Below are 11966 nucleotides of genomic sequence, written 5' to 3'. Positions count from 1 at the left end.
TTTTATCCTTTAGTTAATGACAAATTCATTAAAATAAATTTGAACAACACGAGGAACACCTAAAATTTGGTTAAGGCGTGTTGAAATTTCATTTTTCACTTTCAACTTGCCTTCTGTCGTGGAAAGTTCAGAATAGGTTTTGCTTGAAAGCAAAATAATGATGGAATCGCGTATGCGTGCTTTTTGTTCCTCAAGAGCTTCGGCGGCATCTTTTGTGCTCAGCTCTATGTCAAAACCGACTTTTAAGTACCGTATACTGTCTTTATCGGCTAAATTTATCGTTACAGTAGGGATGGTGACGATATTTAATAAAGTTTTCGTAGGAGCGATTTGTTCACGGAGATTTTTCACGTTTTCCACAAGGGAATTTTCTTCTTTGGGTTTTTCAGCCGGAGCTTCTGCTGTTTGGGTCTGCTGCGGGATTTCCGTGTTCACAGGTTCCGGCACACGGAGATTTAACCACCAATACGTGGCTACGCCGCCTAAAATGAGCAGGAGCAGGATAAGAAGAATAATGATGAGTTTCAATTTGCTTTTTTTCTTGGGTTGTTCTTGATTTGTCGGTTCATTTGCCATATTCATTCTCCAGTGCCGTAACTATACAGAAAATTTGTAAAAAGGCAATATGTTTAATATTGTTTGCGGGGACCGAAAATGTCCGTACCAACACGGATGATTGTCGCTCCTTCTTCAATGGCGACGGGAAAATCCGCACTCATGCCCATAGACAAATGGGGCAGTGTCATATTCAGTTCTTTTTCGATTTTTTCTTTTAATTCTCTTAATTGAATGAAATAAGGGCGTGTGTGTTCCGGATTGTCGTCCAAAGGAGGCAAACACATGAGCCCGCAGAGTTTTAAAGCGGGAATTTGAAGAACTTTTTGAGCAAAAGGAAGAACTTCTTCAGCAAGCAGTCCTGATTTTTGTCCTTCCCGTCCGATGTTCACCTGCAACAGAACATCTTGGCGCTGGTTGCTGTTTTGTGTTCGTTTTTCAAGTTCTTTCAATAAGGAATCGGAAGCCAAACTTTCGATAAGGCTGAATTTGCCAATGATTTCTTTTGTTTTTTTGCTTTGTACCGGACCTATGGCATGCCATTTTAAATCCGGACGCAGAGCAATTTTTTCCAGCGCTTCCTGGATATAATTTTCACCGAATTCTTTTTGTCCAAGTTCCGCAACTTCCATAATCGCCTCAATGGGGTGGAATTTTGAAACGGCGACAAGGGTGACTTCTTCTTCCTTCCGTCCTGCTTTTTTGCAGGCTTCATGTACGCGTTCCTTAACTTTAAAATACCGTTCCGCAAGTTCGCTCATGGTGTTTCTCTCTGTTTTTAAAGCATTTCTTCAGTATATAAATTAATTTCTTCAAGCCAGTTTTCTTTGACTTTCACCCAAAGCTCCAAATGGACTTTGCCCCCGATAAGCTCCTGAATGTCTTTGCGGGCGAGCGTTCCGATCTCTTTAATGGTCGTTCCTGCACGTCCTATGACCATGGCTTTGTGGGAAGAGCGCGCAACATAAATGACCGCATTGATAATGGTTTGATTTTTTTCAGGAATTTCTTCCCAGTGTTCAATATCGACGGCAGTCGTGTAGGGGACTTCTTGGCGCAAATGGTCGAAAACCTTTTCGCGGATGATTTCCGCACACAAAAAACGGGTCGGTGCGGTTGAAAGTTGGTCTTTCGGAAATTGGGGCTCACCTTCCGGCATTGCGTCGATAAGCATTTTTTTGAGTTCCGCTATGCCGTCTTTTTGTGCTGCGGACAAAGGATAGAGCGTTGCTTTTGGCAAATCCTCATGCAATTTTTCCAAAAGGGGCAGCATTTTCGCCTTATCGGCGAATAAATCCACTTTGTTGACGATGATGAAAACAGGGCGTTCCTCTTGTGCGAACGCCATTTTGAAAGAAGCTATATCACGCTCCAAAAATTCCGGTTTTCGGATGTATAAATCGGAATCAAGCACCATCATAATCGCATTGGCGGTGGACAAGCTTTGCCATGTCGCCTGAATCATCTGTTTTCCAAGAGGTCCGCGCATTTGATTTTTATCATGGTGCAGTCCCGGCGTATCCATGAAAATCACTTGGGCGTTGTCTTCGGAGCAAATACCGATAATGCGGTTTCTTGTTGTTTGCGGTTTGCTGGTGACAATACTTACTTTCTGCCCGATAAGAGCATTGGTGAGTGTTGATTTTCCGGCATTTGGCGGTCCCATGAGGACAACCCAGCCGCAGCGATGTGATTTAGCCATGTGTAAAACTCCAAAAAGGGGTGATGGTGTGTGAATATTCTTGCCGTGAAAAATTATCTTCTAAAAAATCTGTCAATTCCCACATTTCTTTTCCGTGGTCGTATCCCAGCAAATGGGCGAGCCCATGGGCGAGAAGCCGTACCGCATGGGTCTGGGGATTTTGTCCGTACAAATATGCTTCACGCAAAAGCGTGTCAATGCTTAAAATGAGAGTTCCCAAACTGCTGCGGTTTTTCATAATGGCGGATTGCGCTTTGCCGATGAATACCGTTTTGCTGTCGTTTTCCGGAAAGCTCAGAATATTGGTAGGTCCATAAGCATTCATTTGCTCTTTGTTGTAAGAAATCATATCGTTATCTTTGACAACTAGCAAGGTTAATGTACAGTTTTTAAAAGAAAAATTTTTATGCGTTTCTAAAAGACCGAGAAAAAGAACAAGTATTTCTTCCCACAGTTTTTTGGGATAGGGGGGGAGGCTGTCAATTCTTATGTCATACTTGTTTTTCATCATGCGGCGTATTTATTGGATTTTTTGTTTTTCTTCTCTGTTTTCCGGTTTGCTTTCCGTTTTAGTTTCAGATTTGTTTTCTGAATTTTTTTGTTCTTCTTTCGTATTGGGATCGTTGATTTTTATGGTCGGATAACTGATTCTTTGGTGGTTTAATGCGATAAGCGTCCGTGTAAATCCATCAATGAGCTTTGTTAAGTCTTTAAACGTCAGATCCGCTTCGTCAAGCTGTCCCTCCGCATAGATGTTTTTTACCAGCGTTTCAACGGAGCTGCTTATTCTTGCGGAACTTGGGTCCGGCATGGAGCGGATTGCGGCTTCCAAGGTGTCAGCCATCATGAGGATTGCGGCTTCTTTGGTTTGCGGGCGCGGACCTGAATAGCGGAAGTCCGCTTCTTTCGGGTTTTCTCCGGCTTTGACCGCCTTGTGGTAAAAATACATGGGCATTCTTGTTCCGTGGTGCTGGCAAATCATGTCCGTAATTTCTTTGCCGAGCTTATGCAGTTCGGCAAGTTCGATGCCGAATTTCACATGGGAAAAAATAATCAGACAGCTCATGCGGGGAGAAAGCTTGTCATGGGGATTGACACCGTCGAACTGATTTTCACTGAAATAGTGCGGATGTCCGAGTTTTCCGATATCATGGTACAATGCTCCGACTTTCGCCAATAAGCTGTTCGCCCCTATGGCTTTCGCCCCTGCTTCCACGAGGTTGGAAACAACCAGGCAGTGGTGGTATGTTCCGGGGGTTTCCATCATGAGTTTTTGCAGAAGAGGGTGGTCAAGGTTCATAAGTTCCATGAGCCGGAACCGTGTGGTGTAACCGAACATCATTTCCAAAATCGGACTGAGGGCAAAGAGAATGACAATGGATAAGATTGCATTCGCCGCAAGCAGATAAATGAGCGTAAGGTATTTGGTAGGGGATAATCCCATGATGAGTGCGGAAGAAAAACCGGTGATCAGCAAGGCGGTGAAAAGCGGGATAACGCTCCAGACAACGTCTTGGCGTGACTGTGAGCGTAAAATCAGCCAAGTATTGATCATGGAACTGACAAAATAGAATAAAAATAAGGAAATGTCACCTTGGAAAAGAAGGCAGGTATAGAAAGATACCAAAAATCCGATGACGCAGTAGCGGCGGGCGGCGAAAATAAGCACGGCAAGCCCCGCAATACCCGAAATCGGAAAGAAATACGCAAGCAGGCTGAGGGAAAGTTCCGAAGAAAACGACTGCCCGAAAAGGACAAGACTTCCTGCTCCCATTCCGACCAAGATTAAAATCACGGCAATGAACAATTGGTCTTTTGAGTGGAGAATACGGCCTTTTTGTCCGGAGGGGGTCATAAAAAGTCCGAGCATTAAAATCAGGCTGAGTAAAAATGTTCCGGCTGTCTTATAAAAATTGAAATTGGTGCTTGTGTTGTTAAAAATTGCCTGCATTTTCAACTGTGCTTCACGGGTGACGATATCGCCCTTGCGCACAATGACTTCGCCTTTGTGAATTTGAAAATAAATGGGTTTGATGGAATCTAGGACGGCTTGGGTCTTATCATTGGTTTCTTTTTGATTTAAAGAAAGGGTCGGGGCAAGAAAATGAGGGAAAATTTTTAAAAATGCCTGTTTGGAATTTTCAGAAATTTCTAAATTCGCTCTGATTTGATTGCCCATGGCGACGGTGAGGGAAGACAAGTCGATAAGTCCGGTGCTTGTGGAGCGTAAGCGTTCCGCAAGGGTTTGGGTGTCACGGATTAGAATTGAATTGGGAGTATTGTATAAAATTCTGCTGTCAGCCAAAATGCCATCGGACAGTCTGGAATCAATCCATGGAAGAAGCGTGTCAAAGGCGAAGTCTTGAGGTTTTGCGGCGGCAAGCGATTTGAATTCTTCCAAACTGACATTCGTATCATAAGTTGAATTGAATTGTTTTTGAATTTTTTCCAATCCGTTTATATCGTTATGGATGGAAAAGGTATTGATAGCGTGCAGCAAATTGAGAATTGCTTCTCTCACATGGGTGGCGACTTCACGGTTATAGTCAAAAACAAGGGGCTGGATGGCTCGGATTTTATCCCGGCGGTTTTTGGTTCCCTCTTCATCTTCGACAAGAAAATCCCGTTTTGCAACGACGGTTTCATCGGCAATTTCTCCCGCGACAAAAAGGACAGGGCTGTCATTGTGAGGAATACCGATAAAAAAAGCCAGTAAAAGGGCTGTGCCGAGCAAAGAAAGCATGCCGTAACCATGGTCATGGTATAAAAGCATGCCTTTGATATGGATGTACAGTTGTTTTAAATTTAATTGGTTAGCTTTCATTATTTTTCATGCTGTTGTCGGAAAGGTCTTCATTTTTCATTTTGGTATCGAAAATGTCATATGCATCGACAATTTGTCCCACAAGGGGGTGACGTACGACATCGCTTTTTTTAAAATGGATAAATCCGATTTCCGGGATATGTTTCAATAATTTCAATGCATGGATAAGACCAGATCTTGTTTCGCCTTTTTTTTCTCCCTCCTGCAATTGGCTCACATGGATGGGAGGTAAATCTATCTGTGTAAGGTCGCCTGTGATAATCGCCCGCGAGCCGTATCCCAAACGGGTTAAAAACATTTTCATTTGTTCACGGGTGGTGTTTTGCGCCTCATCAAGAATAAGAAATGCCTCGTTGAGGGTTCTGCCCCGCATGAACGCAAGAGGGGCGACTTCGATTTGTCCGCTTTCCTGCTTGGCAATCAGCTGGGCTGTACCGAGCATATCGCCTAACGCATCGTATAACGGGCGTAAATAGGGATTGATTTTTTCTTCCATATCTCCGGGCAAAAAGCCGAGTTTTTCTCCTGCTTCCACTGCCGGGCGCGTTAAAATAATCTTTTTTACCCGCTTGGCTTGGAGCATTGAAACAGCGGCTGCGACAGCCAAATAACTTTTGCCGGTTCCCGCCGGGCCTGTTGCGAAAATCATTTCTTTTTCGCGGATCAAATCCAAAAATATCTTTTGTGAATTATTGCGTGCCGTTATTGTTTTGCGGGGTGTGACAAGGGTATTTGACTGCGGAAAAAGTTCTTCTTCGGCGTTTGCTTTTAATTGTGTGTAAGCATCAATAAGGGAATGGGCATCCAATTCTTTTCCCTTTTGCAGGGTTTCATAGCTTTTTGCAAAAAGAAGCGCCAATTGCTCCTGTTCTTTTGCGGAATTTGCCGAAATGAAAAGTTCTGTTCCGCGTGTGCTGAAAGAAGCTCCGGAATATCGGCTGAGTTCTTTTAAATAAAGTTCCAGCGGACCAAAGAGCTGTTGAGCCAAACTCGGATCGTCAAAAGTGAGCGTTGTTGTGAAGGCTGTTTTATTGTTCATTTCAAATAGGTTATCAATAATTTCAGAAATGTACTCTATGCCAAAACGCGGTTTGAGTAAAGCATTTTAAAAGATTGTTAATGCAGCATGTTATACTGATATTTTTTTCAGAATGGGTAAAGAAAAGCCCCGAAAGGGGCTTGTTCAAATAACTTTATTGAGGGCGTATTCAAGTATGCCTTCAGCGCCTTTTTCCCGAAGTTTCGGGATTAAATCCCTTACTAAATTCTTGTCCACAACCGTTTCCAAAGAAAGCCATTCGCAATCTTTCAAGCTTGCGACCGTGGGGGAATTAAGCGCAGGCAAAAGGGCGAGAATTGCATCGAGTTTTGCCGCGGGAGCGTTCATTTTTATCCCTACGAGCGACTCCGCTTTTAATGCGCCCTGCAAAAGGAGATTGATTTGTTCTATTTTTTTGCGTTTAACAGGGTTTTCGTAAGCCGCCCGGTTTGCAATGAGAACGGTGTTCGTAACAAAAACTTCGTCGATGACACGCAGATTATGCGCTTTTATGGTCGTTTCCGTTTCTGTGACTTCAACGATAGCGTCCGCCAAGCCTTCCACGACTTTTGCTTCTGTCGCTCCCCATGAATAATTAATTTGCACGGGAATACCGAGGCGCTCAAAGTATTTCTGCGTTACGCCTTTGAGTTCTGTCGAAATGCGTTTGCCTTTCAAATCTTCCGGTTTTTGATAGGGAGAATCGCCTGCGACGGCTAAAACCCAACGGGCGGGTCTGTTGGAAACTTTTGAATAAACAAGGTCGGCAATATGGATGACGGGAGAATTTTCACTTTTCATGTCGATTCCCATTTCCTCTATCCAGTCTTTTCCGGTCAAGGCAAGGTCAAGAATACCGTCTTGGATGTAATGGGGGATTTCTTGAACCCGGCAAAGGCGGGCGGTTATTTCCGGGTCATCAATATCAGGAAAGTAATTTCGGATATGTTTGCGGATTTTCCAGCCTGCGCGGTCAAAAAGGGAAATGGTGGGATCTTCGAGCGAACCTTTGGGAAGACCAAGTTTAAGCTGATTAGGCATAGTTTCCTCTTACTTTTTGTATATTAATGTTGGGTGTTTCAATTGTTTGAAACAGTAAGATACGATACCGTTTTTCAATTCCCTGAAAAAGCAGGAATGATATCCCTCATGGCAAGCTATGTCGCCGATTTGCTCCACTTTCAGAAGCAGAGCGTCGCTGTCGCAGTCCAGACGGATGGAATGTATTTTTTGGATATGTCCGGAAGTTTCCCCTTTATGCCAGAGCCTTTGTTTGCTTCTGCTGTAATAGTGGGCTTCCCCTGTTTCCAATGTTTTCTGGTAGGCCTCTTCATTCATGTAAGCAAGCATGATAACTTCATTGGAATGAATATCCTGCACTACGGCAGTGATAAGTCCGCCGCCTTTTTTAAAATTGGGTTCAAATGGGATTTTCATGACAATTTTCTACCTTGTTCCGCGACTGTTGCATGACTGTTCTGTTGGCATGAGGCAAAGGGATTAGCGTGCAAAAGAAACTGCCCGGCGCTCCCTGATCACGGTAACGCGGATTTGTCCTGGGTAAGTCAATGTTTCTTCAATTTTAGCAACAATATCTTTGCAAAGCAAATATGCCCTGTCGTCATCGATGTTGTCGGAATTAACCATAACGCGGAGTTCGCGTCCGGCTTGAATGGCATATGCTTTGGAAACACCGTCAAAACCGGTGGCGATTCCTTCAAGTTCTTCAAGACGTTTGACATAGCTTTCCATCAATTCTTTTCTTGCTCCCGGACGGGCGGCGGACAAGGAGTCTGCTGCCTGCACAAGAACAGCAAGGGCGGTTTCCGGATGCTGGTCTTCATGGTGGGCCGCGATGGCGTGGATGATTTCTTTGCTTTCACCGTATTTTTTGGCGATATCAGCCCCGATCAACGCGTGGGACCCTTCGACTTCATGGTCGACCGCTTTGCCTATGTCATGGAGCAGACCTGCGCGTTTCGCTTTTTTCACGTCCATGCCGAGTTCCGCTGCCATCATGCCGCAAAGCGCGGAAACTTCCAAAGAGTGCTGCAAAACGTTTTGGGTGAAGCTTGTTCTGTATTTCAATTGTCCGAGCAAGCGGACGATTTCCGCATGAATACCGTGCACGCCGGCGTCAAAGGTCGCCTGTTCGCCGACTTCGCGGACTTGGATATCAAGTTCTTCTTCACATTTTAAGACAATATCTTCAATGCGCGCAGGGTGTATTCTGCCGTCTTGGATAAGTCTTTCAAGCGCCATGCGGGCTACTTGGCGGCGCATCGGGCTGTATGCGGATAAAATGACTGTTTCCGGCGTGTCGTCAATAATGAGGTCGACGCCGGTAGCGGCTTCGATAGCGCGGATGTTTCTGCCTTCACGACCGATGATACGACCTTTCATATCTTCGCTTGGGAGCGGAACCGCCGTGACCGTTTGTTCGCCGACGTAGTCGCCCGCATAGCGCTGTATCGCCCCTGCAATGATTTCTTTCGCTTTTCTGTCCGCATTTTCCTTGGCTTCCGTTTCAATGACACGGACGATATGGGCAGCTTCATGGCGGGTTCTTGCTTCAATTTCCTGGAATAAGCGGGCTTTGGCTTCTTCAACAGTCAGTCCGCAAACTTCTTGGAGTTTGCGTTCCTGCTCGTCCATGAGGTTTTGCAGTTCCGCTTCTTTTTCTGCCAGTTGCCGTTCTTTGGCTGCCTGTTCTTTCTCAAAGGCGATGATTTCGTCTTCTTTTTTGGTTACGCGTTCGATTTTTTCGTCAAGCCTTTCCGTAAGGTCTTGGACTTTGCGTTCACGGTTTTTTATTTCACGTTCCTGTTCGCGGTATTCAATTTCCATCGCCTTTTTTTGCTGCAAAATTTCATCTTGGCATTGAACCAATAATTCCTTTTTTTGCGCTGACGCTTCTTTTCTCGCTTCGTTAATAATGCGTGTCGCCAAATCTTTGGCGTCGCCCAAGCGTTTGGCTGTCACCCTGTTTTGTATGAAACAGCCGGCAACGATACCGACAATGGCAGTGAGAATAATACTGACGGATAATGAGATTATATACATTTTTTCCTCTTTATAAAAAAGCCTTTAAAAAATAAAATCAAGCGGTAATGCTTGATTGCTGGCGTATTGCAAGGGTATTTAACAGATAAGGGAAGATTTAATGTGAAACCCCAAGATGCCGTGACCAATAAGGGCACGTGACCTGGCTTGCCAGGGTGGGAATATCAGCAAAACTTCAGGCTTCCTTGCGGCAAGGCATGCACACCATTTTGTCTATCAACTCCCTAAAATCGCTTGTACGGCCGGCACCATTGAATTGCAACACGTACACCTCAGGGGATATATTTCAAATAATCCTATTGCGGATTATCAGGAATACAATCATCTATTTTTTTCAGCAAAGAAATAAGGAAAGTATTCAGGTTCTTAGCCTTGTCTTTTTGCTGCAATAAATCATCAGTAATACCTAAGAGCAAAATTGCCAATAATCTGTCACGAGTGAGATTACCGCCATGTACTTTTAGTTCTTCATAAAGGCTTTGCGCGTATTCATGGGCTTTTTGAACCCGTTCGCCGCTTGCTTCGGTTTTGAACGATACGTTCACCAGGTCAAAAGCATTGAGATTATATTCTTGCATAAAAATTGTTTATTCGGTTAAAACAGTTTCAATTTTTTGCATTAATACTTCAAGACGTTCTTTCACAAGTTGTACGTTTTGCTGTTCGCTCTTGAGCGTACCAATATATTGAGAACTTTCTTCCAATTTTTGTTCATAAGAGGAAAGCTGCTCTTGCAAAACCGAGTTTTCTGTTCTTAATCTTTCAATTTCCGCAAGTAATGCATCTACACGTTTTTCTAAAAGTTCTAAAAGTTCCATAAATTTTTTTTATCATAGCGAAGAATAAAAAGCAAGCCTTGGAAGTGAAATTTCCCAAATTTTCCAAAGAAAACATTTTATAATGAATGAAAAAGCAGGACAGAAAGAAATCCCGCCAATTCCCATAAGAGGCAATTTGTTCCCAAGAAGTCGCCGTTATAGCCTTTTTCTTTTTGAGCCAAGCGGTATAACGGCAGGGAAAAGAGAAAAGAAATCGTTGTGCAGATGATGATTAATGAGGCATTAAAGCAAAGGACTGAAAAAATGAAAATAAAAAAATACCATGCCGGTACGGAGCTTTTATTGAAATTTTCAAAAAGTATTTTTGAAAGGGAAAATTCTTGGTTTTGAGGTTCGTAAATTTGTGAACAAAAGGGGAGTGTCAATAAGCCCAATCTGCTCCAAAAACCGACAAAAATCATTTCTTCCATAAAGGACCAATAACTTTTTTGAGTGATATTTATTTCCAAAATTCGGCTTATGAGCGTCATTCCGAAGAGGAAATAGAAAATAAGCGCAAGCGCTCCGAAAGAACCTATTCTGCTGTCTTTCAGTATTTTTCTGAACTCTTCTCCTCTTTTGCCGCTTCCAAAAGCGTCGGCAACATCCGCCAGTCCGTCATGGTGAAGACCTCGGATAAGCAGGCAGCCGCAGAAGAGAAAAACAAGAGCGGAAAGAAGATAATTATTTAAAATTATTTGAAATAACAATGAAAAACAGGCGGAAAGAAAAAAAAGAACGGCTCCGACAAACGGATAGCAATATATGCTTTTTTGCATGGCCGCATGAGAATATTCTTTGCCTTTCACCAGAATGGTTAAAAAAGAAAAGGCAGCATGAAAATATTGTTTCATAACTGATTGCAAAAAAAGCAATATTTAGTTTTTGGTTGAAATATTGAACGTCAATGAATAAATTTGATGGAAAAAGTCCACATATTCAATATATACGTGGTTCGGAGTCACAATGCGCGCCGAGCTGAAATTCAAAATACCTTTCACTCCCGCTTCAATGAGCTGGTCGGCGGCTCTTTGAGCGCGTTCCGGCGGAGTTGTGATAATCCCAAGCTCGATACCCAGTTCGGGGACTTTTTCCTGCAAGCGCTTGGAGCAAAAAATTTCCAATCCGTAAGCGACTTCGCCGATTTTAAAAGGGTCGCAGTCAAAAGCTCCGACAATTCTGATGCCGCGGCGGTTAAATTCTTGGTGGTTCAATAAAGCACGACCTAAGTTTCCAACGCCGATAAGGGCTGTGCGCCATTCTCTGTTGGCATGAAGGCAGTCTTTAATCGCATCCAAAAGATAATCAACATAATAGCCCACCCCACGCACTCCAAACTCACCAAAATACGCTAAATCCTTACGGACTTGGGAAGCATTGACATCACAAGCTGTTGCAAGCGGTTCGGAGGAAGTAATTTTGATATTGTCTTTTTTCATTGTTTCCAAAACCTGCATATAGGTTGCAAGTCTTTGGATAGTCGCTCTGGGAATATGATCGTATTTTTGCATGGTGGAAAAAAGGGCTAAAAGTTAAGTACAAAAGGAACAAGTCCTTTTGTACTGTACAGTATTACATTTTTACGAAGAGTAAGATAAGGTCTATCAAAAGAGCATAAATACAAAGAGATTCGATAAATGCAAGACCTAAGATAAGGGATTGAGAGATTTTGCCGCTTGCTTCAGGATTGCGGGCAATACCTTCACAAGCAGATTTCACTGCAAGACCTTGACCGATACTGCAGCCTGCTGCTGCAAGCCCGATGCCGAGAGCTGTGCCTATGGCGATAAGACCGAAACCGGTGGAGAAAGCATCTCCTTCAGCTGCAAAAGCGACAGTTGCGAAAGAGAGCATCATAAGAGTGTTAAGTGCGGTAAGAAGTGTTTTACGCATTTCTAAATCCTTTATTTGTTATATTGTTTTGGTCAGTTGACCATTCCCCACTATTTTAATGGTTCCGCTGTT

General features: G+C 43.4%; 14 protein-coding genes and 1 other RNA gene. All 15 read right to left on the bottom strand.

The genetic code is table 11. The annotated features are described in order from the left end of the window. Window positions 1-9 precede the first annotated feature (9 nt). A complete protein-coding gene (locus JBF11_RS04535; protein WP_334316187.1) occupies window positions 10-576 on the bottom strand; it encodes a flagellar basal body-associated FliL family protein in 567 nt (188 codons plus the stop codon). Window positions 577-629: 53 nt separating this feature from the next. Continuing rightward, on the bottom strand, window positions 630-1316 hold the full coding sequence (locus JBF11_RS04530) for a YggS family pyridoxal phosphate-dependent enzyme (RefSeq protein ID WP_334316186.1): 687 nt from the start codon (window positions 1314-1316) through the stop codon (window positions 630-632). Between the two features lie 17 nt (window positions 1317-1333). Beyond that, complete coding sequence (gene era, locus JBF11_RS04525) at window positions 1334-2257, bottom strand: GTPase Era (RefSeq protein WP_334316185.1); 924 nt, start codon at window positions 2255-2257, stop codon at window positions 1334-1336. Continuing rightward, window positions 2250-2765: an rRNA maturation RNase YbeY gene (gene ybeY, locus JBF11_RS04520; protein WP_334316312.1), complete on the bottom strand. Its 516-nt coding sequence runs from the start codon at window positions 2763-2765 to the stop codon at window positions 2250-2252. Before ybeY ends, era begins: the two co-directional genes overlap by 8 nt. 12 nt (window positions 2766-2777) lie before the next feature. Further along, window positions 2778-5081 (bottom strand): HD family phosphohydrolase, encoded by a 2304-nt coding sequence (locus tag JBF11_RS04515; protein WP_334316184.1) that lies wholly within the window; start codon window positions 5079-5081, stop codon window positions 2778-2780. Beyond that, on the bottom strand, window positions 5071-6120 hold the full coding sequence (locus JBF11_RS04510; protein ID WP_334316183.1) for a PhoH family protein: 1050 nt from the start codon (window positions 6118-6120) through the stop codon (window positions 5071-5073). The genes JBF11_RS04515 and JBF11_RS04510 overlap by 11 nt, the downstream gene beginning before the upstream one ends. A gap of 144 nt (window positions 6121-6264) precedes the next feature. Continuing rightward, the gene (gene hisG / locus JBF11_RS04505; RefSeq protein WP_334316182.1) at window positions 6265-7161 is read right to left on the bottom strand and encodes an ATP phosphoribosyltransferase; all 897 of its coding nucleotides are present in this window, start codon (window positions 7159-7161) and stop codon (window positions 6265-6267) included. A gap of 9 nt (window positions 7162-7170) precedes the next feature. Next, complete coding sequence (gene hisI, locus JBF11_RS04500) at window positions 7171-7557, bottom strand: phosphoribosyl-AMP cyclohydrolase (RefSeq protein ID WP_334316181.1); 387 nt, start codon at window positions 7555-7557, stop codon at window positions 7171-7173. A gap of 63 nt (window positions 7558-7620) precedes the next feature. After that, a complete protein-coding gene (rny, locus tag JBF11_RS04495; protein ID WP_334316180.1) occupies window positions 7621-9183 on the bottom strand; it encodes a ribonuclease Y in 1563 nt (520 codons plus the stop codon). Between the two features lie 103 nt (window positions 9184-9286). Beyond that, a non-coding RNA gene (ssrS, locus tag JBF11_RS04490) (6S RNA) lies at window positions 9287-9465 on the bottom strand. Between the two features lie 14 nt (window positions 9466-9479). Continuing rightward, window positions 9480-9761 carry a cell division protein ZapA gene (gene zapA, locus JBF11_RS04485; protein WP_334316179.1) on the bottom strand — a complete coding sequence of 94 codons (282 nt, stop codon included), beginning with the start codon at window positions 9759-9761 and terminating at the stop codon, window positions 9480-9482. Window positions 9762-9770: 9 nt separating this feature from the next. Beyond that, a complete protein-coding gene (zapB, locus tag JBF11_RS04480) occupies window positions 9771-10001 on the bottom strand; it encodes a cell division protein ZapB (RefSeq protein WP_334316178.1) in 231 nt (76 codons plus the stop codon). Between the two features lie 77 nt (window positions 10002-10078). After that, window positions 10079-10855: an adenosylcobinamide-GDP ribazoletransferase gene (locus JBF11_RS04475; RefSeq protein ID WP_334316177.1), complete on the bottom strand. Its 777-nt coding sequence runs from the start codon at window positions 10853-10855 to the stop codon at window positions 10079-10081. A 24-nt stretch (window positions 10856-10879) separates the two neighbouring features. After that, the gene (locus tag JBF11_RS04470) at window positions 10880-11512 is read right to left on the bottom strand and encodes a redox-sensing transcriptional repressor Rex (protein ID WP_334316176.1); all 633 of its coding nucleotides are present in this window, start codon (window positions 11510-11512) and stop codon (window positions 10880-10882) included. 61 nt (window positions 11513-11573) lie between these two features. Further along, window positions 11574-11894, bottom strand: a complete 321-nt coding sequence (atpE, locus tag JBF11_RS04465) for an ATP synthase F0 subunit C (RefSeq protein ID WP_334316175.1) — start codon at window positions 11892-11894, stop codon at window positions 11574-11576. Window positions 11895-11966: the final 72 nt, after the last annotated feature.

This window comes from Taurinivorans muris (assembly GCF_025232395.1).
Taxonomy (GTDB): Bacteria; Desulfobacterota; Desulfovibrionia; order Desulfovibrionales; family Desulfovibrionaceae; genus Taurinivorans; species Taurinivorans muris.
Note: the sequence above shows the minus strand (reverse complement) of the source record. Positions and strands in the feature narration are given on the sequence as shown.